Annotated in this window: 21 protein-coding genes; 7 read left to right on the top strand and 14 right to left on the bottom strand. The window is 62.3% G+C overall.

Annotated elements, in window-relative coordinates; genetic code table 11:
* Positions 1 to 81 precede the first annotated feature (81 nt).
* Positions 82 to 633 (top strand): hypothetical protein, encoded by a 552-nt coding sequence (locus tag EFB14_RS03570; protein WP_126822776.1) that lies wholly within the window; start codon positions 82 to 84, stop codon positions 631 to 633.
* Between the two features lie 68 nt (positions 634 to 701).
* Here EFB14_RS03570 and folK read toward each other — a convergent pair whose 3' ends face one another.
* From folK to folP, 3 genes are read right to left on the bottom strand one after another with little or no spacing between them, the layout of a single operon-like run.
* Positions 702 to 1,220 (bottom strand): 2-amino-4-hydroxy-6-hydroxymethyldihydropteridine diphosphokinase, encoded by a 519-nt coding sequence (gene folK, locus EFB14_RS03565; protein ID WP_183604824.1) that lies wholly within the window; start codon positions 1,218 to 1,220, stop codon positions 702 to 704.
* Entirely contained in the window at positions 1,213 to 1,578 is a 366-nt protein-coding gene (folB, locus tag EFB14_RS03560) for a dihydroneopterin aldolase (protein ID WP_126822774.1), read from the bottom strand. Before folB ends, folK begins: the two co-directional genes overlap by 8 nt.
* A complete protein-coding gene (gene folP / locus EFB14_RS03555) occupies positions 1,575 to 2,444 on the bottom strand; it encodes a dihydropteroate synthase (protein ID WP_126822772.1) in 870 nt (289 codons plus the stop codon). The genes folB and folP overlap by 4 nt, the downstream gene beginning before the upstream one ends.
* 101 nt (positions 2,445 to 2,545) lie before the next feature.
* Here folP and EFB14_RS03550 point away from each other — a divergent pair, with 101 nt between their 5' ends.
* The gene (locus EFB14_RS03550) at positions 2,546 to 3,172 is read left to right on the top strand and encodes a DUF922 domain-containing Zn-dependent protease (protein WP_125845780.1); all 627 of its coding nucleotides are present in this window, start codon (positions 2,546 to 2,548) and stop codon (positions 3,170 to 3,172) included.
* Positions 3,173 to 3,496: 324 nt separating this feature from the next.
* Here EFB14_RS03550 and EFB14_RS03545 read toward each other — a convergent pair whose 3' ends face one another.
* Both EFB14_RS03545 and EFB14_RS03540 read right to left on the bottom strand, forming a co-directional pair.
* On the bottom strand, positions 3,497 to 3,817 hold the full coding sequence (locus EFB14_RS03545; RefSeq protein WP_003540151.1) for a 2Fe-2S iron-sulfur cluster-binding protein: 321 nt from the start codon (positions 3,815 to 3,817) through the stop codon (positions 3,497 to 3,499).
* Between the two features lie 200 nt (positions 3,818 to 4,017).
* Entirely contained in the window at positions 4,018 to 4,389 is a 372-nt protein-coding gene (locus EFB14_RS03540; RefSeq protein ID WP_125845781.1) for an Hpt domain-containing protein, read from the bottom strand.
* Positions 4,390 to 4,851: 462 nt separating this feature from the next.
* Here EFB14_RS03540 and EFB14_RS03535 point away from each other — a divergent pair, with 462 nt between their 5' ends.
* A complete protein-coding gene (locus EFB14_RS03535; RefSeq protein WP_126822770.1) occupies positions 4,852 to 11,697 on the top strand; it encodes an apolipoprotein A-IV repeat region-like domain-containing protein in 6,846 nt (2,281 codons plus the stop codon).
* Between the two features lie 123 nt (positions 11,698 to 11,820).
* Complete coding sequence (locus EFB14_RS03530) at positions 11,821 to 12,381, top strand: cysteine hydrolase family protein (protein ID WP_126822769.1); 561 nt, start codon at positions 11,821 to 11,823, stop codon at positions 12,379 to 12,381.
* Positions 12,382 to 12,451: 70 nt separating this feature from the next.
* Here EFB14_RS03530 and EFB14_RS03525 read toward each other — a convergent pair whose 3' ends face one another.
* Together EFB14_RS03525 and EFB14_RS03520 are read right to left on the bottom strand one after the other, a co-directional pair.
* Positions 12,452 to 12,970: a P-loop nucleotide/nucleoside kinase family protein gene (locus EFB14_RS03525; RefSeq protein WP_126822767.1), complete on the bottom strand. Its 519-nt coding sequence runs from the start codon at positions 12,968 to 12,970 to the stop codon at positions 12,452 to 12,454.
* Positions 12,971 to 13,098: 128 nt separating this feature from the next.
* A complete protein-coding gene (locus tag EFB14_RS03520) occupies positions 13,099 to 13,848 on the bottom strand; it encodes an aminoacyl--tRNA ligase-related protein (protein ID WP_126822765.1) in 750 nt (249 codons plus the stop codon).
* A 371-nt stretch (positions 13,849 to 14,219) separates the two neighbouring features.
* Here EFB14_RS03520 and EFB14_RS03515 point away from each other — a divergent pair, with 371 nt between their 5' ends.
* Positions 14,220 to 15,095: a D-alanyl-D-alanine carboxypeptidase family protein gene (locus EFB14_RS03515; protein ID WP_126822763.1), complete on the top strand. Its 876-nt coding sequence runs from the start codon at positions 14,220 to 14,222 to the stop codon at positions 15,093 to 15,095.
* 14 nt (positions 15,096 to 15,109) lie between these two features.
* Here the strand turns inward: EFB14_RS03515 and EFB14_RS03510 are convergent, their stop codons facing one another.
* From EFB14_RS03510 to EFB14_RS03490, 5 genes are all read right to left on the bottom strand, one after another.
* Positions 15,110 to 16,363: a sensor domain-containing diguanylate cyclase gene (locus EFB14_RS03510; protein ID WP_126822761.1), complete on the bottom strand. Its 1,254-nt coding sequence runs from the start codon at positions 16,361 to 16,363 to the stop codon at positions 15,110 to 15,112.
* 146 nt (positions 16,364 to 16,509) lie between these two features.
* Complete coding sequence (locus EFB14_RS03505) at positions 16,510 to 17,121, bottom strand: ABC-type transport auxiliary lipoprotein family protein (RefSeq protein WP_126822759.1); 612 nt, start codon at positions 17,119 to 17,121, stop codon at positions 16,510 to 16,512.
* Positions 17,122 to 17,146: 25 nt separating this feature from the next.
* The gene (locus EFB14_RS03500) at positions 17,147 to 18,517 is read right to left on the bottom strand and encodes an MlaD family protein (protein ID WP_126822757.1); all 1,371 of its coding nucleotides are present in this window, start codon (positions 18,515 to 18,517) and stop codon (positions 17,147 to 17,149) included.
* Positions 18,518 to 18,526: 9 nt separating this feature from the next.
* On the bottom strand, positions 18,527 to 19,366 hold the full coding sequence (locus EFB14_RS03495; RefSeq protein WP_126822755.1) for an ABC transporter ATP-binding protein: 840 nt from the start codon (positions 19,364 to 19,366) through the stop codon (positions 18,527 to 18,529).
* A gap of 1 nt (position 19,367) precedes the next feature.
* On the bottom strand, positions 19,368 to 20,537 hold the full coding sequence (locus tag EFB14_RS03490; RefSeq protein WP_183604817.1) for an MlaE family lipid ABC transporter permease subunit: 1,170 nt from the start codon (positions 20,535 to 20,537) through the stop codon (positions 19,368 to 19,370).
* A 99-nt stretch (positions 20,538 to 20,636) separates the two neighbouring features.
* Here EFB14_RS03490 and dgcA point away from each other — a divergent pair, with 99 nt between their 5' ends.
* Complete coding sequence (dgcA, locus tag EFB14_RS03485) at positions 20,637 to 21,620, top strand: N-acetyl-D-Glu racemase DgcA (RefSeq protein ID WP_126822751.1); 984 nt, start codon at positions 20,637 to 20,639, stop codon at positions 21,618 to 21,620.
* Here the strand turns inward: dgcA and EFB14_RS03480 are convergent.
* The gene (locus EFB14_RS03480; protein ID WP_126822749.1) at positions 21,572 to 22,789 is read right to left on the bottom strand and encodes an MFS transporter; all 1,218 of its coding nucleotides are present in this window, start codon (positions 22,787 to 22,789) and stop codon (positions 21,572 to 21,574) included. The genes dgcA and EFB14_RS03480 overlap by 49 nt on opposite strands.
* Before the next feature lie 164 nt (positions 22,790 to 22,953).
* The gene (locus tag EFB14_RS03475) at positions 22,954 to 23,766 is read right to left on the bottom strand and encodes a UDP-2,3-diacylglucosamine diphosphatase (RefSeq protein ID WP_126822747.1); all 813 of its coding nucleotides are present in this window, start codon (positions 23,764 to 23,766) and stop codon (positions 22,954 to 22,956) included.
* Between the two features lie 266 nt (positions 23,767 to 24,032).
* On the opposite strand from EFB14_RS03475, the gene EFB14_RS03470 reads away from it, so the two are divergent.
* Positions 24,033 to 24,365: a hypothetical protein gene (locus tag EFB14_RS03470; protein ID WP_126823532.1), complete on the top strand. Its 333-nt coding sequence runs from the start codon at positions 24,033 to 24,035 to the stop codon at positions 24,363 to 24,365.
* Positions 24,366 to 24,400 lie beyond the last annotated feature (35 nt).

The following is a 24,400-nucleotide window of genomic DNA, read 5'->3' as shown; positions in this document are numbered from 1 at the left end:
GGCGCAATCGAAAGGAAGGATTAACCATTATTCGGCAAAACTTGCAGCCAGTTCGTGAGTGGTGTTTGCCAAGGAAAATCCATGTATTCGCGCAAGTTTCTCTTCGTTTGCGGCCTAGCCGCCGCGGCATTGTCTCCCGTCGCAGATGTCGCTCCGGCAGCCACCGCTGCGACCCGTGACAAGGCCTTCTTCGATTCCGTAACCGGCTCCTGGAAAGGCCCTGGCGAGATCGTCGCCGGCAAATACAAGGGCACGAAATTCACCTGCAACCTGATCGGTGAGCCCACAGGCGACAACAGCGCCGGCATCAAGCTCGACGGCACCTGCCGGGTCGGCGTCTTCAAGCAGCCGATGACCGCGGTCATCTCGCAATCCGGCTCGACCTACAAAGGCAAGTTCCTCGACGGTGCCGCCGGCAAGGGCCTCGACGTCGTCTCCGGCGCCGTCACCGAGGACACCGTCGTCGTCGGCATCAACCGCGCCAAGCTGAACGGCGCAATGATTGCCCGCGTGCGTGACGACAAGACGATGAACGTCACCGTTTCGGTCAAGGTCGAAAGCCAGATGATCCCCGTCATCGGCCTGACATTGACCCGCCAGGTCGACGAAATGGCCGTCGGCTCCATCGAATAAGGAACGGCATTCCGGGATTTTCCTGAAGCGGCGGGTTTCCCGCCGTTTTCCGTTTCAGGGGGCTTCTTTCAAACCTTGAGCCACCAGTCGCGGCTGTCGTCAGCGACTTCGATGCCCGCCACATCGGCATCACCAAGCCAGTCGCTCACCATCCTGCCGCGGACGAGAAGGCCGGGTGCGATATCGGCAAGCGGCATCAGCACGAACCCACGATCGGTCATGCGGGGATGTGGCAATTCCAGCCGCGGCGCATCCTGCACGACATCGCCATAGGTGAGAACGTCAATATCGAGCGTGCGCGGCCCCCAGCGCTCGATCCGCTCACGTTTCATCTCGCGCTCTATGGACAGGCAAACATCGAGCAACGCTTCCGGATCGAGCCGGGTTTCGACGGCAGCGCAGGCGTTGAAGAAGAACGACTGGTCGGTCTTGCCCCAGGGCGGCGTGCGATACAGCCGCGAGACCGCCGCGACCCGGCAGTCATCCCGCGCGTCCAGTCTTTGCAGCGCGGCCGCCATCGCCTTCACGGGATCGCCGATATTGCCGCCGAGGCCGAGGGTCGCCGAGTGCAATGCAGTGTCAGGCAAAATGCTCAACGCTCACCTGCACGAAATCGAGCACGCCTGGCACGGGCGCATTCGGCTTGCGCACCGTGATCTTCGCCCGCTTGACCTGCGGGAACGTCTGGCAGAGGCCCTTGGCGATATCGAGCGCCAAAGCCTCGATCAGGTAGCGCCGCTTGCCTGTGACGATTTCCTCGATCACGGTAAAGGCGATGCCGTAATTGACGGTATCGTTGATAGAATCGCTTTCCAACGCCTCGCCCGCGACGACATCGAGCTCGGCATCGACGAAGAAGCGCTGGCCGAGAAATTCCTCCTCGTCATGCACGCCGTGGCGCGCGAAGAAGGCGCAGTTCTGCAGCGTGATCGTGTAGGTGGTCATGTCGGCCGCTTCCTCTCGAATTCCTGGCGCGCATTCAGCATAGCATCAGCGATGTCGAGTGCGTCCCTGTTGATTGCGACATTGTGCACGCGGAAAACCGCAGCTCCCTGAAGTCTGAGCAGAGCGCTTGATGCAGCCGTCGCCGCGTCCCGGTCCGGCGTCTCGCGCCCCGTCACCGTGCCGAGGAAGCGCTTGCGCGACGTGCCGGCGAGCAGCGGCAGGCCGAAGCGGGAAAGTTCGGAGAAACGTGCCATCAGTTCCAGGTTCTCCTCCGCCGTCTCCTTGGCAAAGCCAAAGCCGGGATCGAGCACAATACGGTCACTGTTGACGCCTGATGCCGTCGCGATCGCGAGCGATTGTTTGAGGAAGTGCACCTGATCGGCGATCACGTCGGGAAGTTTCGCCCTGTCGCGGCCGGTATGCATGATGCAGAGCCCCGCCCCGGTCGCCGCGGCGATATTGGCGATATCGGGCTCCTTCTGCAGCCCGAACACGTCGTTGACGATATGGGCGCCGGCGCTGACTGCCAGCCGCGCCGTCTCAGCGCGATAGGTATCGATGGAGATCAGCGCCTCGGTGCGCCCGCGCAACGCCTCGATGACGGGCAGCACGCGCGCCTGTTCCTCGGAAGGGCTGACGGCTGCGGCGCCCGGCCGGGTTGATTCACCGCCGATGTCGATAATGGCGGCACCTTCGCTCACCGCCCTCAACGCATGCTCGACGACCGCATCGACGGTCTCGAAGCGCCCGCCGTCGGAAAAGGAGTCCGGCGTCACGTTGATGATCGCCATGATCGTCGAACGACGGCCGAGTTCGATCTCACGGCCATGGGCGACGCGCCATAAAATGCCTTCGAGCCCTGTCACCAGACTTATCCCATTGATGACGAAAAAACCGTCATCCGATATTGCGCTTGCGGTGGCTATGCCCCAAGCTCCCGTCGATTTCAACACGGGTTGCGTTCAGAATGCCGCTTGCAGTGCGTTATATGGTCCTTCCTATGGTCTTTTCCATTGGTCTTTCCCTTTGCGGGCCGGCCGCAGCTGAAGTGATCGCATCGAAAAGCTATTCCTATTTCGACATTCGCGGCAAAACCGCGGATGAGTTGGACCGCGAACTCAGCCGGCGCGGCCCGACGGCGAGCGGTTCCTCGGCACGCCATCCCGGCGCCACCAAGATCCGTTTCGGCGGCGAGGCCACCTATATCCAGGACGACGGCCGCTGCCGCATCGGCAACGTCAAGGTTACCGTCCACACCCAGATCATCCTGCCGCGCTGGAGCAACCGTATGGGCGCGGGCAAGGAGCTGTCGATGATCTGGGATGCCCTATCGAGTGATATCAAGCGTCACGAGGAGCGCCATGCCGAGATTGCCCGCAATCAGGCCCGCTCCATGGAGCGGGCCATCCGCGCCCTGCCGCCGCAGCGCAGCTGCGAGACCATGCAGGAGCTCGTTTCCAACGAATCAGCTCGCGGTATAGAGGAGCACGACCAGTTGCAGGCGCGCTTCGACCGGGTCGAAGCGGTCAACTTCCAGAAGCGTATGCTGAGATTGCTGAACAATCGAATCAGAGGTCGAACCGGCGAAAAATAAGGCTTTCTCAAGCAGGCTGCGAGCGAAAAAGCTTAGCTGCACAACGAAACCTGTGCGAAACTTGCGTCCTCCCCAGCGATTCAATGGTCATTTTTCATTCTGGCAGACTCAACCGGAACGCGTTAATATGAACACATTCGAAAGTTCAGGTACGGCATCTGCACTTTCATCGCTGGGTTCTCCTGGCGCGTTCCGAAGCCGCGGATGTTCCTCCCTCATCCGTAGGTAATGCGCCCGCCTCGCCTCGCTCGCACCAGCGCGCGAGGCGTCTTTTTTGTACTGTAGGGATGTTGAGCAGCGACTGCGGTTGATGCGCGGCGCGCGTCAGGCCTGTCGTTCCGGCACGTGCACCACGAGCCCGTCATAGACGGCCTTCATCCGGATCTGACAGGACAGCCGCGACGTCGGGCGCACGTCGAAGGCGAAGTCGAGCATGTCCTCTTCCATCGCCTCCGGCTGGCCGACCTTCTCAGTCCACTCCTCGTCGACATAGACGTGGCAGGTCGCGCAGGCGCAGGCGCCGCCGCATTCGGCCTCGATGCCGGGCACCGAATTGCGCACTGCGTTTTCCATCACGGTGGAGCCTTGGTCGACGTCGAGGTCGAAGCGCGTGCCGTCGAAGGCGACGATGGTAAGTTTGGGCATCAGGACGATTCCGGTCTTCAAATGGATGGGCGGATTTTCTTCCGATAATTCGACGCGTCAGTCAACATCGGGGAAATTGGCCATAGCCTCGCAGATCGGGCCTTTGCCCGCCGTCTTCAAAGCGTCATATCGGACGTCGCAAAAAGACCCGTGGTTTCGCAATGAAACAACGGGCCTCATGTTTTGTGCCCGGAAGCGGCTCAGCCGCGGCAGAGCTTCAGGATGAAATTCTCGGCGTCGATGACGGCAGCGCCGAGCGCTGCCATCGTGCCGGCATCGGTCCCGTTTTCCTCGATGGCTTCCGCCGTCTCCGACACGCGGAACGCGCCGACCGAGCTTGCAGCCCCCTTCAGCCGGTGCGCGGCCGCGCCGGCGCGGCTGGTTTCTCCGCTCGCAATGTCCTGAAGGCATGCGCGCGCCTGGCGCGCAAACATCTGAAGGACTTCGATTTCGAGCGTTTTGTCGCCCATCGTCTGTTTTGCGAGGTGGACCAGATCGATCGGCCGAGCCTTGGAGGGACACGGTCCCTTTGCATTATCCGGCGTCTCGAATACGATGCTCAATGCTGCCATGTGCCAATTTCCCCGTCGCTTGTCGTCCGCACTTGCAACAGTTCTGCGACGACAGGGTGGCCATCACGTTAAATTCCGGCACAGCGAGGGCGGAAATCTCGCCACATGGTTAACGTCCGTTAAATATCCCTAAATTATTGGTTTTTAAGCGGCTCCTCGGATTCAAAGATGTTAACAACGGGTTAACGAGCCATGAATCTCAAGCCTTCATTAATTGTGTGAAGAGCCCAGATGTGTCACTACGATACTGGTGGAGCGGGTTTATGGTACGCGCCTTTGCCGAGTGAGTGGATAATGGTAGTGTTTTGATACCTTCCGTTTGAAAAAGCGGCTATCTACTCTGAAATGACATGCTTATCCGTCCGTCGTTGGGAGGGAGGGCTGGAACGGCAAAGTTGTCCCCGGGTGATGCGGAAGCCCGGGATGCGGTGTCCGGCTGGCTGACAGTAACGAGGCATACGAATGGCGAACAACAAATATAATGAGTCGATCGAGGACAAGGCGTTCAAGGCATTGGACGAAGCGCTCCAGATCGACTTCGGCAAGGAAAACGTGCCGTCTCGCCGCGGCAGCGCGCCTGAGGCCCCGGAGGCTAATGTGTCTGACCCATCGAATGCGCGTAATCAGCAGGCCCAGGAAGAAGCGCAACGCCGTAACCGCCGCAGTGCTGCCGGCGAGCAGGCTTCCAGGGCTCCGGCCTTCGCGCCGGCCAACGATGCCAGCCGCAACACGCCCGCCTCTATCCTAAAATCCTTCGACGGCGCCTCCAGCCGCTCGGCGATGCGCACCGCCACCCTGTTCTCAATCCTTTGGGTCATGGCCGGCCTCGGCCTGATGTCGCTGCTTTATTCACCGCAGATCTGGCAGATCCGTTCGATCGCCGATCTCGTCGCCCTGCCCGGCGTCATCGCCGGCCTCGTCGGCATCGTCATTCCCGTGATGATGTTCTACGCCTTCGCCATCATGATCTCCCGCGCCCAGGACATGCGCAACGCCGCCCGCTCTATGGCGGAGGTGGCACTTCGTCTGGCAGAGCCGGAAACCATCGCCTCCGAGCGCATCATGACTGTCGGCCAGGCCGTGCGTCGCGAAGTCTCGGCCATGAACGAAGGCATCGAGCGCACGATCGCGCGCGCTTCCGAGCTGGAAACGCTTGTCCATTCCGAGGTGAATGCCCTCGAGCGCTCCTATGCTGACAATGAACTGCGCGTGCGCGGCCTCGTCCACGAACTCGGCTCGGAACGCGAGGCGATCGTCAATCATGCCGACCGCATCCGCACCTCGATTGGCAGCGTCCACGACCAATTGAAGGAAGAGCTGTCGCTTGCGACCGAGGAGATCGCCGTGCGGCTTGCCACATCGGGCGAAGCCTTCGCATCGCTGATCGATACGCGCGCGGCTACGATCCTGGAAAAGTCAGACAGCGCCCTGCAGTCCATGGGCAGCCTGCTCGCCGCCAAGACCGACAGCCTGCTCCAGACGCTGAACGCCTCCGGTTTTGCGCTTGCCACAGAATTTGACAACCGCCTCGAAGCGCTCTCGGTCAACCTCAACGAACATGGCGAAAGGCTGCTCAGCCAGTTCGAGACGCGCGCCTCGACGATGGACAGCAGCACCGAGAAGCTGAACGCAGCGCTGAACGAGCGCACGCATCAGCTCAACGAAATCCTGATCGCCCGCACCCGCGAGATCAACGAGAGCCTGACATCGGGCGAACGCACCATCGGCGGCACGCTTGACGACGTGCTGTCAAAGCTGAATAGCGCGCTCGACGAAAAGGGCGCAAGCTTCCGCCAGAGCCTGCAGACCACCGCCGACGATGCCGTGATGGATCTCGACGTGCGCTCCGGCTTCTTCGAGGAGCGGCTGCAGACCACCGTCGCTCAGCTGTCGACAGCCTTCGACGAACGGGTCGCAGAATTCACCAGCGCCTTCGACAAGCGCACCGGCTCGCTCGACACCAAACTGATGGAAAGCCTCGCCCGCATCAACGAGACGCTGACCGGCGGCTCGGATTCGATCGACGGCATCCTGAGTTCCGGCATCGACCGTCTCGGCTCGTCGATGACTGACCAGTCTCTGGCGCTTGCGACCGCACTCGCCACCGGCCACGAAATGCTGGAAAGCACTGTCGGCGCCCGGGCGGAGGAAATCACCACTGCCCTCACCAGCCGCACCGGCGAACTGACTTCTGCGCTGCAGAACGCCACGTCGGACATCGCGCTGGCGCTTGCATCGGGCAGCTCCGAGCTGCAGAACAATCTTCAGGCCCGCTCGGCCGAGTTCCGCGACACGCTGCGCACCACCACGACCGATCTGACGAGCGCCGTTGCCGCCGGCACCGAGCAGGTTACGTCGGCATTCGGCGGCCGCGCCGAGGAACTGAGCGGCGTGCTTGCTGCGCGCGCAGCCGAAATAACCGAGGCGCTCGGCACGGCGCACAGCCGCATCGACAGCGTGATGGCAGAGCGCGGCGACGCGCTCGTCGATGCGCTGGCCACCCATCACGGCCGCTTCGAGGAAGCTTTGGCGACCCGCGCCGACGCCATCATCAACACGGTGTCGGGCACCCATGACCGTCTTGCCGAGACGCTCGACGAAAAGTCGATGGCGCTTGCCATTTCGCTCAACGAAAGCCAGGCCCGTATCGAGGATACACTGGAAACCCGTTCGGCAGCCCTTCTGAACGCTGTCTCCGGCACCCATGACCGCCTCTCCGAGACGCTGGACGAGAAGGCGATGGCGCTTGCCATCTCCTTGAACGAAAATCAGAGCCGTATCGAGGATACGCTCGAAACCCGCTCCGCCGCCTTCCTCAACGCCGTCTCGGGCGCCCACGACCGCCTGTCGGAAACGCTGGACAGCAAGGCGGCTGCCCTTACGACCTCGCTCGACGAGCGCCATGCCCGCATCGAGAACGCACTCGGAACACGCGCCGAAGCGCTGCTGAACACCGTCTCCGGAACGCGCGACCGCCTTGCCGAAACGCTCGACGAAAAGGCAATGGCGATCGCCACTTCCTTGAGCGAGGGCCAGGCGCGTATCGAGGATACGCTGGAAACCCGTTCGGCCGCCCTGCTGAACGCTGTCTCCGGCACCCATGACCGCCTCTCCGAGACGCTGGACGAGAAGGCGATGGCGCTCGCCATCTCGCTCAATGAGAGCCAGTCGCAGATTGAAGACACGCTGGAAGCCCGCTCCGAAGCCTTCCTCAAGGCCGTCTCCGGCACGCATGAGCGTCTCTCGGAAACTCTGGACACGAAGGCAGCGGCGCTGGCCGCCTCGCTGAACGAGGGCCAGAGCCGGCTGCAGGACACGCTGGAGACCGGCTCGGAGTCCTTCCTGAACGCGGTCTCGGCCACCCATGACCGCCTGTCCGAAACACTCGACGATCGCGCGATGGCGCTTGCCATTTCCCTGAACGAGAGCCAGAGCCGTCTCGAGGAGACGCTGACGAGTGGTGCCGATGCGATCACCAATGCCGTCTCCGGCACGCATGAACGCCTGAACGGTGTGCTTGATCAGAAGGCGAACGCGCTCGCCGCCTCGCTGACCGAGGGCCAGGCTCGCCTCGAGGAAGCACTGGGACACCGCACCGCCGCGATCGTCGGCGCCGTTGCGGCAAGCCACGACCGGCTCACCGATGCACTCGACGAAAAGACCATGGCGCTCGCCATTTCGCTCGACGACAACCAGAGCCGCTTCGACAGCGCGCTCGAAGCCCGCAGCAACTCCATGATGGAAGCTGTCGCCGGTGCCGAAGCACGCGTCGCTGGCGCCTTCGCCGACAAGACCGACGCTATCCGCGATGCCTATACCGACAACCAGCAGCGGCTCGAAAACGCGCTCTCGGAGCATAGCGCGGCCCTCGCCGGCGCTCTCGATGCCGGCAGCGCCCGCTTTGAGGATATCGTCGGCGGCTTGACCGGCCGCATCGAAGGCCGACTGACCGATGCCCATGCGCGTCTCGGTGGCCTTGCGGACGAGGCCGCGACGCGCATCGAAGGCGGCCTCGCCTCCGCCCACGAGCGCATCCGTACGACGCTCGAGGAGCGCACCAACGCCATCGACCTGTCGTTGAACCAGGCCCACGCGCTGATCAGCGATACGCTCTCCGAGCAGGCGACCAGCATCGGCACCTCGGTAGCAACAAGCGTCAGCATGCTCGAGATGTCGCTGGAGGAACGCGAGGCTGCGATCCGCCAGGCCATCGATGCCGGCGCGCAAACGTTGGAAGAGCGCATGCATGCGGGCGCCGGCCAGATCGCGGGTCGCTTCCAGGAGGCGGCAAGCGCGATCTCGACCTCCGCCCAGAGCTTCTCCGCCCATCTCGACCAATCTGTGGAAAGCCTGACCGGCCGTTTTGAAGAAACCGGATCGCGGGTGGAATCCGGCCTTGCGGCGATCGAGAACCGCATCCGCGACGGCGTCGGCGGCGTTGCCGAAAAGGTCGAAACGGTGAGTGGTCAGCTCTCCGGTGTGCTTTCCGACGGCATCTCCCGTCTCGGTGCGCTGAGCGACGACACCACCCGGCGTATTTCGGCCACGCTCGAAGGCAGTGCCGCGACCCTTACCCAGGCAATCGACAGCCGCACCGCCAATCTGGCCGAAACGCTGGACAGCCGCTCCACCACGCTGACGGGCGCCATCGAAGGCCGCACGGCAAGCCTCGGCGAAACCCTCGACCGCGGCAACGCACGCATCGAGGAACGCCTCTCCACCATGGACCGCGCCCTGACCATCGGCCTCGACGCGGTCAACCGCACCATCGAAGGCAAGGCCGCTGGTCTCGCCTCGACGCTGCGCAGCGCCGTTGCCGAAGCCGCCCAGGGAATGGAAGGCGAAGCGACGAGAACCACCGAACTGCTCGGCAAAACAGGCCAGCAATTCGCCGAGGACCTCAACGCCAAAAGCGACGAATTCACCCGTACCATGGATGAGCGCTCCTCGCAGATCGTCACGCGCGTGGCGGAAGCGCAAAACCGGCTGGCAAGCCAGGCCGCTGCCGTCGCACAGACCTTCTCGGAAGCCGGCAACGCCATCGTCAACAAGGTCGCCGAAGCCGAAACCATCGTCGGCACCCAGGTCAATGCCATCTCCAAGGTGCTGTCGGATGCCGGCCAGTCGCTGGAAACCCGCGGCAACGCCATCCGCTCGACGCTCTCGGGCGCCGGCAGCGAGATTTCCGCCACCATGGCCGATGTCGACCGGGCGCTCGAAGCCCGCAGCAGCGCCATCCGCTCCAATCTCGAAGAACGTGCCCGCGAGATCGATACGACGCTCTCCGACATCGACCGGGCGCTCGAAGCGCGCGGCAACTCGATTCGCTCGACGCTCGACGAGCGCACCCGCGACCTCAACTCGATGCTCGCAGGCCGCTCGGTCGAACTGACGCGCATCCTCGACGAGACCGCCCGCCCGATCATCGACCGCTACACAGATGCCGGCGAGCAGGCCGCCGCCCGCATCACCGCGGCCGCCAACCTCAGCGCCGACCGTCTGCGCGCCCAAAACGAAGCGCTTGCTAGCGCCGTTGCCGCCCGCACCGAAAATGTCGCAAATGCCGTCAGCGCCATCGAGAACAGCCTGGTCGCCAACGTCAACGGCCTCGTCGAGCGCATGTCGGAAAGCAGTGCGGCGATGGCGATGATGATGAACCGTGCCGCGGAGCAGCTGACGAGCGTCGATGGCCGCCTCGGCGACACCACCACGCGCTTTGCCGACTCTGCCACCAAGGCCGCCGAAATGGTCTCGGCCTCGACCAGGCTTCTCGAAGGCAAGGTCGATCGCCTCTCCGACATTTCGGGCCAGACGCTGGCACAGGTCGGCGGCATCATCGGCCGCTTCGACGAACACTCCAAGGTCCTGACCCAGGCCTCGCAGCTTCTCGGCGCCGCCCAGTCCAACCTCGCCTCGACGCTCGAAGAGCGCGAAAGCGCGCTGCAGACGCTCTCTGTCGGTCTCGTTACGCGCTCCGCAGAGATCGAAAAGACCATGCTCGGCCTCGGCAGCATGATCGAGACCGTGTTCGAGCGGGCAGAGCAGCGCTCCAACCAGGTCACCGGCAATCTGCGCCAGGGCGTACAATCCTCCTTCACCGATATTGGCCGTATTCTCACCGAAACCGAGAAGCGCGCCCAGGAGGCCGCCGAGACGATGCGCGAGGCGATCACCCGCGCCGGCGACGAGGCCAATACGACGATCGACGGAACCTTCGCCAATGTCGAGCGCCGCTCCGGCGATCTCTCCAACCGCATTCGCGGCGGCCTCACCGCCTCCCTGTCTGAAGTCGAGCGTATGCTCGGCGAAGCCGGCCGTGCCTCGGACGGTGCTGCCCAGCACATGCGCGAAGCGCTGCGCGAAGCGGTGGAGGATGCAGTCGGCCGCTTCTCCGGCGCCACCGAGGATATCCGCCGCTCCGCCGCCGATATCCGCAACGAGCTCGACGCCACCCGCGCTGAACTGAAGCGAGGCGCCTTCGACCTTCCCGAGGAAGCCAAGGAAAGCGCCTCGGCCATGCGCCGGGCCGTCGCCGAGCAGATCAAGGCGCTGCAGGATATCTCCCAGCTCGTCGGCCGCACCAGCCAGCAGCTCGAAATCTCCGAACCCGCCGCCCGCTCGCTCGCCCAGGCCCAGCCGGCCCCGCGTGCCGCCCAGCCGGCCGCAGTTCAGCCGCAGCAGCCGGCAGCCCGCCCGCCGATCGAAGCGACGGGCCTGCGCGGAACGATCGCGCCGTCGGCACCGGTTGCCGCTCCCCAGCGCCCCGCCCCTCAGCCGGCACCCGCGCGCCAGGAAACAGCCCGCCAGGAGCCCGCCCATCCGGAAAGCGGCGGCTGGATCAGCGATCTTCTGCGCGGCGCATCGCGTGAGGAGGCCGCCGAGGAGGCGCCTGCCCGCGCACCGGCTCGCCCGGCCGAAACGGCCGCACCCGCCGCGCGCAGCAACGATGCCCGCAATCCGCGCCACGTCGTTGAATCGCTGAACTCGCTCTCGGTCGATATCGCCCGCGCCATCGATCACGATGCCTCGGTCGATCTCTGGCGCCGTTATCAGCGCGGCGAGCGCGACGTCTTCACCCGTCGCCTCTACACGCTGAAGGGCCAGCAGACCTTTGACGAGATCAAGCGCAAATACGACCGCGAGCCGGAGTTCCGCACCGCCGTCGATCGCTATATCGGTGATTTTGAAAAGCTGCTCGCCGACGTCGCCCGCACCGACCCGAACCGGACGGTGACCCAGTCCTACCTCACCTCGGATACGGGCAAGGTCTACACCATGCTCGCCCACGCAGCGGGCAGGCTCAGCTGAGCCTGCTTGTAGCCAACGATCTCAAGCGAACCGAATTGAACAGAAAGCCGCCGCACACATGTCGGGCGGCTTTCGTTCGTCTGAAGACCGCGACCGAGAACCATCCTGATTGAGGCATCAGAAATGACCAAAGCCCTGCTGATTATCGATGTGCAGAATGCAATTCTCTCTGGAAAAGCCACGCCGGAGCGCCAGCCGCACGTCGATGCCGCACTCGATGAGACCGTCGCTCGGCTTGCATCGCTCCAGGAAAAGGCAAGACAGGCAGGCGTGCCGGTCGTGCTGGTGCAGCATGATGGCGACAGTGGCCATCGATTGGCCGTCGGCACGGAAGGATGGGCTCTGCGCGAGGAGATTGCGCCACGACAAGGCGAAGTTGTCGTCCGCAAGAAAAGTGCCGACTCTTTCTTCGAGACCGATCTAGCCGAACGCCTGAACGAACGGTCGGTCACTCACCTCGTCATCGGCGGCTGCATGTCGCAGTTCTGCGTCGACACGACGGTGAGACGCGCGGTTTCTCTCGGATATGACGTAACGCTGATTGCCGATGGCCATACCACCGGCGATACGGCGACCCTCACCTTCTCAGAGATTATCGCTCACCACAATGAAACGCTCGACGGTTTTGACGCAGGCAAGGCAACGGTAGAAATCCGCTCCACCGCCGACATTGCTTTTTCATAAAGCTCCAGAAGGCACAGCCGCGGCGAGCAGAAGAGGCATCCCGCGGCACGCCCCACAAAAAGAGCCGACATCAAATCGGAAGCGGGCGATCAATCCCCAGCCTGACGATCAACGCGTCGACAATCTCCGGCGGATCCTTCACAGCCGTATCGACGATGGTCGGCCTATTCCCCCAGTCGTCGTATACTCGGTCGACGACTTGCTGCCACGTCGGTTTGATAAGACCTTCGACGTCGGTTTTCCGCGTCTCGACCCGGCGGGGATGCTCGATCTTGTCGGAACAGATCACCTCGATTTCGACCGCGGTCACACCGGATCGCGCCGCCACCGCCAGCCAGGCGTCGCGGGTTATCTCCAACGGATTAACCGAGTCCGCGATCACGACGCCGCCGAGAGTGAGGTTATCCTCCGCAACCCCATAGGCGACGACATAACCTGCCGGACCGATGTCTCTTGAAGGATCGCTTGACGCTCTGATCGCATGCTCGATCGTGTCGACCCTCACATGCACGGCGCCCAGCCGTCTCGCGAGCGCGCGGGCAACAGTCGTTTTTCCGCTACCCGGCAAGCCGCCAAGAATAATCAACATGGCCTGTCACTCCATTTATGAATCTGCGCCGGCGCCTTAACGGTCACTCCCTTTGTAGGGAAAACGCCGGCGAAAAAAAAGGCTCAAGAGAACCGGGGGCGCGCTAAGCGGCCCCGGTTTCCCGCGCTCTATCGATCGGACGCTATGTTCCAATTGTAGACGCACCGATCGAGGCCGATGGCGATTTCGAGCACGAGAACGTCGTGGTCGATAGCCGCTCCCTTCCTCGGCTGAGACCGGTAGCGCTGCGGAAAGTCGGTGCGCCTCGAGATCGAGCAGACCTCCATCCACTTGTCGCCATTGTCGACCTCGATATCCATCGTCACCTCGGAATAGGCAGGCAGCCTGTCCGACGGCACGACCCGCGTCGGCAGATGGATCAGCGAGGCGATCATGCGGCGCACCGGCTCGAGGCAGGCGGCGTGGTAGTCGTTGCCGCTGTCGGCCGTGAACGCGCATTGGAATTCGAGCTGCCAGAACTCCTTCAGCCGCATGTGTTTCGTCGGCTGCTCCTGCTCCCGGCGGTAAGACCGGCCCGCCTGCCAGACGCAGAGCGGCAGCCGCGTCTTCGAGTGATTTCCGAGAACATGCTGCATATAGGCATAGGTCGACGGCGTCGTCTCCGGCCGCAGCACCAGCGCAGTATCGCTGATGGAAAGCTGTTCCTGGACCCAGATATCGGCGTTGGAATAGGCGCTGGAAACCAAAGCCCGCGGCATCAGCGCCGGTGCCTCGACCCTTCTGACATCCCAGGCCGGATTGGCGGATCTGAGAAAGCTGCGAACCTCTTGCGAGAAGAAGTCGATCATATGATCGCGCAGACGGATTTCGCGCTCCTCCCAATGGACGAGCGAATTGACATGATAAAGATTGAGCACGGTGCCTGTCTCCCTGGCAACCTTGATTGGCGTGGTGAAGGGCTTTACGTCCAGCAGCGCGCCGGACGCCGATTGCGCCCGCACGTCACAGCAGGACGCAGAGACCTCGTCCGCCGAAAGCGCGCACGATCGCAGCCTGCAGGCAGGTGCGGTCATTGCGGAAGGAAGGCGCGCTTTTCATGCTCATGGCGAATTCTCTACGTGCGGCGCGTATCATTGTCAAAACCGAAGGCGGCGCAATGACGGGTATCGGCTGTGGATGGTCTCTTTTTATTGCCCGTTGTCCTTCTTTTCGTCACAAACCTCTTTGATGCGCTACAATCCAGCGGACGGCTCATTCGACCACGCAAACGATAGAGACAGCAACATTGATGACCAAGACGACACCCAGCCTTCTTGCCGCCGCGCTCTCATCGGCCTTCATGCTCGGCGCTTTCACGCTGGCTGAAGCGGGCCAGGCAAGCTTCGTCGTGGATGCACAGTCTGGCCAAGTGCTTGAAGCCTCCAATCAGGACGAACTGAACTATCCGGCATCGCTGACCAAGATGATGACGCTCTATCTCGCCTTCGAGGCCCTGCACGAGGGACGCATGACGTGGGATCAGAAGCTCACCATGTCGGAAAATGCCGAGAGCAAGGAGCCGTTCAAGCTTGCCATCGGCGCCGGCCGCAAGGTGACGCTGCGTGAAGCGGTCGAAAGCATTGTCGTGCTGTCTGCCAATGATTCGGCTGTGGCGATTGCCGAGCAGCTTGGCGGCTCCGAAGAGGTTTTTGCCAAAGCGATGACCGACAAGGCGCACCAGCTCGGCATGAAGGATACGGTCTTCAAGAACCCGTCGGGCCTTCCCGATCCGGAGCAAGTCACCACGGCGCGCGATATGGCGACCCTCGGCGTTTCGCTGATGCGGGATTTCCCCGAAGAGTTCAAACTCTTCTCCATGCGCGGCTTCCAGTTCCGCGGCATGAAGCTGCGCGGCCACAACAATCTCATGTATCGCTATGACGGCGTCGACGGCATCAAGACCGGTTATACCGATGCATCGGGCTATAATGTCGTGACGTCAGCCCTGAAGGATGGCCGCCGCGTGGTCGGCGTCGTCATGGGCGAAAAAACCGCAAGCATCCGCGACGACAAGATGGCAGGCCTGCTCGACAGCTACCTATCGTCGTCATCGGCCGCCGCCGCTTCCGCAACCGCAGGCGGCCAGCCGGGCGCGACGATGACCGATACGCAGCCGACGAAGTAAGTCGCTGTCCAGGTCTACCGAAAAGCCACTTCCAGATGTTGCCGGTCTTGCGAAATCACCCTGCAATTCGTCTCGAACCCTTCCCCTTTGATGGCGAGAATGAATTCCGGGGGAATGCCTGCCGTATTCGAGACTGAAAGGCCGGCACTCTCCGAACCGAGGGATTTGACCGTGCAGTCGATGGTCGAGCGCCGCTCGTTGAACATGATCGAGCCCGCCTTCAACACCCGCCGTCGAGCGCCGATGGCGTGATCGGCATGAATCGCACCCCAGGACATGCAGCGATTCCGTCCGCCGTGCTTTGCCTGATACATTGCGGCGTCCGCCTGAGCGAGCAGGGTCTCGATGTCCTTGCTGACAATCGAAAGGGCCGATGTTCCGAGGCTGGCTGTGACGTTCAGAGCGCCATGATCGCGGAAAATGGGTTCGGAAGCGATGGCGGCTCGGAGCTTTTCGGCGACCGCGGCCGCTCCTTCCCGATCGACATGCGGAAGGATGACGGCGAATTCCTCGCCTCCGATACGGCCAAACAGATCGCCGACGCGAAGGACTGTCTTGCAGATCGAGGCGACGGCCTTCAAGACCTCGTCCCCTGCGGCATGTCCATGCGTATCGTTCACCTGTTTGAAATGGTCGATGTCGAAGACGATGCATGACAGATCGTGCTGGTGCCGCAAGGCGAGCGAAATCAGCTGATCGGCTTCCTGCTTGAAGGCGCGCCGCGTCATCGCCTCCGTCAGGCCGTCGGTGGCGGCAGATTGCATGATGTCGATGCGGTCCATCGCAGCCCCCGCCAGTTCCGTGAGAATGCCGAGATCTTTGCTGCTGAACGATCTTGGCCTGCGGTCGATCGCGCATACCGTTCCGATCATGTGCCCGGTCTTCGTTCTCAGCGGCACGCCGGCATAAAAGCGAATGTGGCCCTCGCCCGTCACCGAAGGATGTTTCGAAAAGCGAAAATCCTTGGTGGCATCCTGCACGATGACAGGCTCGTCACAATCCACCACGCAGCGGCAGAACGTGTCTTCAAGCGATACCTCGTCGGCCGAAAAACCGGAGCAGGCCTTGTACCATTGCCGATGCGCATCGATCAGCGATACGATGCCGATGTCGACGGAGAATATCTGCTTTATCAGGCGTACGATCCGTTCGAAGCCTTCGTCCCTTGGCGTGTCGAGGAGATCGAGTTGTTGCAGCGCCGCCAGCCGATCATTTTCGCGCTGGATCGCTTCCGGTGACGATTTCCCGAATACTCGCGCAACCACCATGCCGCATTCTCCTGAAATGGGACCATATGATGCGTTCCACAAATTCATGAAGAATTTGAATACGATGGCAGCCTTACGCCACGGAGGCAAACATTTTCCGGATTTGACAACCCTCGATATTTGCGGAGCGGCCGCAGAATTCGAGTTCAGATTGAACGCAGCGTCCAGCTGACGATCTCGGAAACAACGGTGGAGAAGGCGCGGTCGAGCCCCTTGACGAAGCCGTCATTACCACCGCCTGCCGGCGCCACCGCACGGAACACCTTCTGGGCGCGCACCGAGCCGTTGCGGTCGTTGAGAATCTTGGCGGAGATTTCGACCACTGCCTGGTTGCCGCTCGAAGCGTCGATCTCGAAGGAACGGATATCGGTGACGACCTGGTAGTCGATCGCAAGTCCCTGCCCCGGCATGCCGACGCCGCCGAGTTTGCCGGAATTCTCGAAAGCCTCCACCAGCTTGGACTGCACCATGCGCGGCAGCTTGTCGCCCCATTGCGCGCGAGAGAGATACTGGATTTCCGAGGGCGAAACGCGGATCAGGATCTGCTCGCTGTCGAGCGCCTTCAGCGCCGTCGGACCAGCAATCAGGATCTGGCGGGATTTGGCCGCAGGTCCGTCACCGTCGACGGCGGCGGACAGGTCGTAGGTGTCGTTCTTGGCCGACGTGCCGCACCCGGAAAGGATCATCGCCGTCAGCGGCAGCGCGATCGCCGTTCCCCTGATCCATGAACGGCGCGACAACAGATGCGATGCGACCATATTAGGCTACCCCTGACTTCCCCTGTTAACGCCGCGTCCGGCCGTCATATTGCTTGACCGTGTCCCCGCCGAAGATCAGGCGTTGCGGATTGCGGTCGAAGTTGGTGATCGTATCGTTCAGATTGCTGACGGTTCCGCGCATGTCGTTGACGAGCGTCTGCACGTCACGCAAGCCGCCGCTCGAGAATTTCTGCAGATTGTCGGCGATCGGGCCGATCCGTGAATTCAGGTTGTCGGCGACCTTTTTGAAGGACTCAAGCGTATCGCGCGCTTCGGTAAACAGCGATTGCGTATTGTCGGTGCCGAGAAGCGCATCGACCTTGATGAGAATGCCGTCGATGCGGGTCGAGGCCGAGTTCAGCTTGTTGGCAAGCTGCGACACGTCCTGGATCGTCTGGTCGATATCTTTCTGGCGCGCCGAAACCGTGTTGGCGACGTCGCGGATCGAGGCGACGGCGACGCGCGCATCCTTGGTCGCCTGCGAGATATCGTCGACCGAGCCCTTGATCTTGGCAGGATCGATCTGGGCGACGAGCGTGTCGACGCGGTCGAGCGTCGCCTGCGCCTGTTTGCCGAAATCGTTGAAGGTCGTGGCCGTTTCGTCGAACTTCTGGATCGCGCCCTTGAGGTCGCCGGAGGCATCGGCGACGTTGGCGGTGATCTTCTCGGCATTGGAGACGATGTGGTCGATCTTTTGAGCATCGACCGCCTTCACCAGTGATTCCACAGCTTGAAGCGTCGAGTCGACACGGCCGGAGACTGCCTTCACCGTATTGGAGAGCTCGCCGACGCTCTGCAGGAAAGAGTCGATATTGTCGGAATTCTTGGCAAGCGCATCCGAGAAGGTCTCGGCATTCTTGAAGGTCTCGGTCAGCGGCCCGCGCGAATCCTGGATGAAGCCCTGAAGATCGCCGACCGCATCGTTGGCGCGGTCGAGGATCTTATCGGCGGTCGCCAGCAGGTTGGTGACGCTCGACTGGTCGGCGACGATGACGGCGCGTTTGCCGTTGTCGATCGCATGCTGGAGGATACTTTCCTCGCCCTTGCGCCCGCCTGACAGTTCGATATAGGCGGCGCCCGTCAAGCCTTGGATTTCAAGGGCGGCCTTCGTCGAAGGGTAGATCGGCGCATCGGTGCGCACCTGGGTGAAAGCCAGCGAATATTGCGGATCATCGGCATCGATCGACAGCGTCTGCACCGAGCCCACCTGGATGCCGTTGAAGCGCACCGGCGAGCCGACGCTGAGGCCGTTGGCGGAACCCGGAATGCGCACGATCAGCTCCGTCATCGGTCCGCCGCGGCCATATTCGGCCATCCAGTAGACGAAGCCGAAGGCCGCCGCGATCACCAGCACCGTGAAAAAACCGACAATCGTATAATTGGCTTTGGTTTCCATCTTATCCGGTCACTTCCCGCTGCTGCTGTGCTGCGCGCCATCGTTCCGCGGTACGATCGACCGCGCCCGCTTGCCTTTGAAGTAGGCCTGCACCCACGAATCGTCATAGGCCAGCATGTCGTCAATCGTGCCTTCCACCATTACCCGCTTCTTTCCGAGCACGGCAATACGGTCGCAGACCGAAAACAGGCTGTCGAGGTCGTGCGTCACCATATACACGGTCAGTCCCAGACTATCGCGCAGGTTGGCGATCAGTTCGTCGAATTCGGCCGCACCGATGGGATCGAGACCCGAGGTCGGCTCGTCCAGGAAAACCAGTTCCGGATCGAGCGCCAGCGCGCGGGCAAGGGCTGCGCGCTTGATCATGCCGCCTGACAGTTCGGAAGGGTATTTGTCGGCAGCGTCAGCCGCCAACCCCACCATGCGGATCTTCAGATGCGCCAGTTCGTCCATCAGCGAGCGCGGCAGGTCGAGATATTCGCGCATCGGCACCTGGATATTTTCCTTCACCGTCAGCGAAGAGAACAGCGCCCCCTGCTGGAACAGCACGCCGAGCCGCATATCGAGCGCATTGCGCTGCGGTTCGTCGAGTTCGTCGAAATCCTGGCCGAGGATCTTGATCGTGCCGGAGCGGCGCGGCAGCAGCCGCAGCACCGTGCGCATCAGCACCGATTTGCCGGTGCCCGAAGCGCCGACGAATCCAAGGATCTCGCCGCGATAGATATCAAGGTTCAGATTGTCGAGCACCACCTTCGGGCCAAAGGCGACCGTGACGTCGCGCGCCGAAAGCACGACATCCCTGCCCTGTCCTTCGCTTTCGATCGGTTGCTCGTTCACGCCGCCCGCCATGCTAGAAGTCGATCGCTGCATAGAACATCGCAAAAAGCCCGTCCATCAGGATGACGACGAAAATCGCCTTCACCACCGCGGCCGTCACGTGCTGACCGAGCGACTCCGCGCTACCGCCGACCTTCAACCCCTCGACGGCCGCGACGATGCCGATGACGAGCGCCATGAACGGCGCCTTGATCATGCCCGACAGGACCGTCGACAGCGTCACCGCCTCGTGCAGCCGGGACAGGAAGTTGGCGAAGGTGATGCCGGAATACCCCCAAGCCACGCCGGCAGCCCCCGCAAGCGATGCGAAATTCGCCAGCACCGTCAGAAGCGGCAGCGCGATCGTCAGCGCCACCAGCCGCGGGAAGATCAGTACGCCGATCGGGTTCAGCCCCATCACTTTCAGCGCGTCGATCTCCTCGCGCATCTTCATCGAGCCGATTTCGGCCGTGATCGCGCTGCCGGACCGGCCGGCAATCATGATCGAGGTCAGAAGCACACCGATTTCGCGCAATTGCAGGATGCCGACGAGATCGACGACGAAAACCTCAGCGCCGAAATACCGTAGCTGGAAGGCGCCCTGCTGGGCGATGATCGCCCCGATCAGAAACGACATCAGCAGGATGATCGGAACGGCGCGAACGCCCATGCGGTCGATCTGGTTGACGATCGAAGCCGGCGAAACACCGCTGCCGCGGCCAAACTTCATCTGCGCGCCGCGCACCGCCGAACCCAGGATATACATGGCGGCGGCGAAATTATCCCAGACGTCGTAGGTCATCTTGCCCACAGGCGCGAAAATGCGCGCGACAAGCGAGACCTTTTCCTTCTGCTCCGGCTCGGCTTTGGCAGGTTCCTCGGAAAACATCACCAGCATTTCGTCGATATGCGGATTGGTGCCGACGAAACGAACCGTGCGCCCGGCCGCCTCCTCTTCCTTTTTCAACCGGCACAGGAGCCAGATGCCGGCGGTGTCGATATCTGATATATCGGAGAGGTCGACCGTCAGGTCGCCGGCCTTCTGGTGCAGCAGCTTTTCCAAATCGCGCAGCACGAAATGCACGTAGGCGCTACGCCAGTTGCCGCGAAGACGCACATGCTGCCCCGAACCATCGGCATGGTCGTCCACGTCAAGCGAGGCGGCGTTGCGATTCTCGGCGTTCAAGATACTTGTGTCTCTCAAGGCTTACGGTGACATTGCCGAATCGCGAAAACGATCGTTCGTCCGGCGCGTCAATATACAGAAGCAACGTCCAATTTCCATGCTCGCAGGATAGCAATAATGCCGCGCACCCTCGATATCCAGATGAATTCCTTTCCGATTGCCGGGACCTTCACCATCTCGCGCGGGGCAAAGACCGAAGCTGAGGTCATCACCTGCATGCTCGCCGAAAACGGGGCACAGGGGCTTGGCGAATGCGTGCCCTACCGCCGCTACGGCGAGACCATGGAGAGCGTTTTCGCCCAGATCGAGGCGGCGCGCCCGCTAATAGAGGCCGACATCTCGCGCCGCGATCTCCTGTCGGCGATGCCGCCGGGTGCGGCCCGCAACGCCGTCGATTGCGCGCTCTGGGATCTCGAAGCCAAACAGACGGGCCAAACTGTCGCCACCCGCCTCGGCCTCGATGCTCCGAAGCCGCTCACGACAGCCTACACCATCTCGCTCGGCGAGCCGGAGGTGATGGCCGCGCAGGCGCGCGAACATGCAGGCCGTGCGCTCCTCAAGGTCAAGGTTGGAACCGGTGACGATGAAAGCCGCATCCGCGCCGTCCGCGCCGCCGCGCCCGATGCCGCAATCATCCTCGACGCCAATGAGGGTTGGCCGGAGGCGGTGCTGGAACGCCACCTGAATATCGCGGCGCAAGCGGGCGTCGCCCTTGTCGAGCAGCCGCTGCCGGCCGGCCGCGATGCCCTGCTTGCCGAAATCCGCCGCCCGCTCCTCGTCTGCGCCGACGAGAGCGTCCACCACACCGGCGATCTCGCAAGCCTTGCCGACCGCTACGACGCGATCAATATCAAGCTCGACAAGACGGGCGGGTTGACGGAGGCATTGGCGATGAAAGCCGAAGCCGAGCGGCTCGGCTTCGGCATCATGATCGGCTGCATGGTCGGCACCTCGCTCGCCATGGCGCCGGCCGTGCTGCTCGCCCAGAGTGCCGATTTCGTCGATCTCGACGGTCCTCTGCTGCTGGCCCGCGACCGCGAGCCCGGTCTGCGCTACGCCGCTTCCCTGGTTTTTCCGCCTGAAAGCAGCCTCTGGGGCTGAAGATAGTAAGCTGAGATGACGAGGCCGAGGCCGGAAAGCGCAATCAGCGCCATGACATAATAGCTGACGACGCCGAGCCAGGCGTAGAGATAACCCGACGCGATGGTCATCAGCCCCATCGCCATGCCGACATAGAAGAAATAGGCGCCCTGCGCCGAGGATTCCTTCGTCTCCTGCACCGTCGCCACGATCCGCCGCTGCACGCCCGTATGCACGAAGGCATAGGTGAAGCCGTGGAAGCATTGCAGCAGGAAGAACCCGGCAAAGCCCGTATTCATGGGAAACAGGATCCAGCGGCAGACGCTGACGGCGCAGCCGAAGCGAATCAGCGTCCAGGCGTCGAAGCGCCGGTTGAGCCGCTTCGACAGGAAGAACACCGTCACCTCCGACGCGACGCCGGCGCTCCACAGCAGGCCGACCTCAGTGCCGGAAAAGCCGAGCTGATGCCAATAGATCGAGGAAAAAGCGTTGAGCACGGCATGGCTCGACTGCTGGATCGCGACACCGATCAGGAGCAGCAGCAAATGCGGCTCGCGCAAACCGCTGCCGGTGGCAGCGGGAAGATCGATCGGCTGGCCGTGCCGCCGCGTCGGCCCGATGCGTGGACAGAAGATCGCCATGACGACGGTCATGCTAAAGCCGAACACCATGACGGCAAGCACCATGCTGCCGCCCCATCGGCTGATCAGCTGGCCGCCGACGAGGGTCGAGACGATGAAGGCGATCGAGCCCCAGACGCGCATCGAGCCGTAATCGAGCCCCCAGCGGCGCACACCCGAAATGACGATCGATTCGACGACGGGCAGGTAGGGCGCGAAGGTGGCGCCCTGAAGCGCGAAGACGATCGCCACCGGCCAGAAACTCGTCGTCCAGTAGAGCGCGATCGCTGTCAGCAGCGACAGTCCGCCCGACCAGAGCAGCACGTCGGCGCGCTCCTTCAGGCGGTCGGCGATCATGGCGACGACAGGCGCCACCAACACGCGCACCACCATCGGTATGGCAAGGATGATGCCGATCTCATGATCGCTGAAGCTGTGGGTAGCGAGCCAGACGGGGAAGAACGGCAGGACGATGCCGTTGACGAGCAGCGGCGCGCAATAGGAAAGCGCGCTAAGCAACCGGAAGCGCGGCGGCGCTCCCTCACCCGGGGAATGTTGAGCGGGAATCATGGCTGGACCTGAAGGAAACTGGCCGCTGTCCTAACACACCACCCCGAGGGCGACTATTGCGAGATATAGCCGTCCTGAAACGTTTTAGAAAATAAATAGGGCCTGTCACCTGACGGTAACGGCTAAATTGCTGGAGTGCCGCCGCGAACGCGCCGGCGCCAAAATCAAGCGGCCTGCGGAGCCAGTTCGCCCTCGTCATGCATCTCGATGGCGGCAAGCGCCGGCACCGCACTGGCGAGCGCGCGCCAGGTGATCAGTTCGAACGTGCCGTCCTCATGTTCGGCCACCGCAGTGCAGCTTTCCACCCAGTCGCCAGTGTTGATGTAGCGAATGCCGTCCATATCCTGGATGACGGCATGGTGGATATGGCCGCAAATCACACCGTCGGCGCCGCTCTTGCGGGCCTCTTCAGTCACGACGCGCTCGAACTCGCCGATGAAGTTGACGGCATGCTTGACCTGCAGCTTGGCCCAGGCCGAGAACGACCAGTAGGGCATGCCGAGACGGCGGCGCACGGCCGCCAGCAGAATGTTGATGCGGATCGCCGTATCGTAGGCCCAGTCGCCGAGATAGGCGAGCAGGCGGGCGTTGCGGACGACGACGTCGAATTCGTCGCCGTGCAAGATCAGGTATTTCTTGCCGTCGGCGCCGTCATGCATCATGCGCTCGACGACTTCGATACCGCCGAAATGCATGCCCGGAAAATCGCGCAGGAATTCGTCATGATTGCCGGGGATATAGACGACGCGTGTGCCCTTGCGCGCCTTGCGCAACAGCTTCTGGACGACGTCGTTGCAAACCTGCGGCCAGTACCAGCTGCGCTTCAGGCGCCAGCCGTCGATGATGTCGCCGACGAGCACGATCGTATCGGCTTCGTGGTAGCGCAGGAAGTCCAGCAGGAAGTCTGCCTTCGCGGCCTTCGAGCCGAGATGGACATCGGAAATGAAGAGCGTGCGGAAATGTCTGGGTTCCATCATGTCTGTCACGAGCTACGGCTCATGTCCCATCTTTCATCTAGCCTTCCAAAACCAGACTCGTGTTTCAGGAAGATGACAAGCTGGGGAAAAGCCCTGCAAACCTGTCCATTCCGCAGAGATAATCCCGGCCGGACCCGGTCGGCCGTGAAGCTCGCAACATCAACGACCAACGATCCGATCATGTTGACAGGCTCAGGATCTTTCCCGCATAGCGAGAATCAAATTAACAGCAAGTGCCGATTGAGGCTTAACCGGGGGAATTGATGATGCGCGCCCGCACCGCGACGATACTGATGTCTATTGCACTGCTTGCAGGCTGCGTACCGACGCAGCAGGACTACGATGCGACCGTCACGCTGCTGCAGGGCAGCGCGAGAGCGAGAAATGAAGTCATTAAGGACTGCTCAAAGGGTTTCGATGCGAATGAGCGTCGTGTCGCCGGAATTGTGACGAACGTCTCCGACAAGGACGCTCCGAGGGTTGCCTGTCAGCGGTATCTGGCGGCCATAACCTCCGGTCGCGCCAACTATCAAGATTTCCTCGATATCAAGGCGCACCGGTTCACACCAAAGCTCATCAAGATCTTTCAAGGCCGCTGATATCTAGGAAGGTCACGCAAAGGAGAGCGAGAACC

The organism is Rhizobium fabae (assembly GCF_003985135.1).
In the GTDB taxonomy this organism is placed as follows: domain Bacteria; phylum Pseudomonadota; class Alphaproteobacteria; order Rhizobiales; family Rhizobiaceae; genus Rhizobium; species Rhizobium pisi.
Note: the sequence above shows the minus strand (reverse complement) of the source record. Positions and strands in the feature narration are given on the sequence as shown.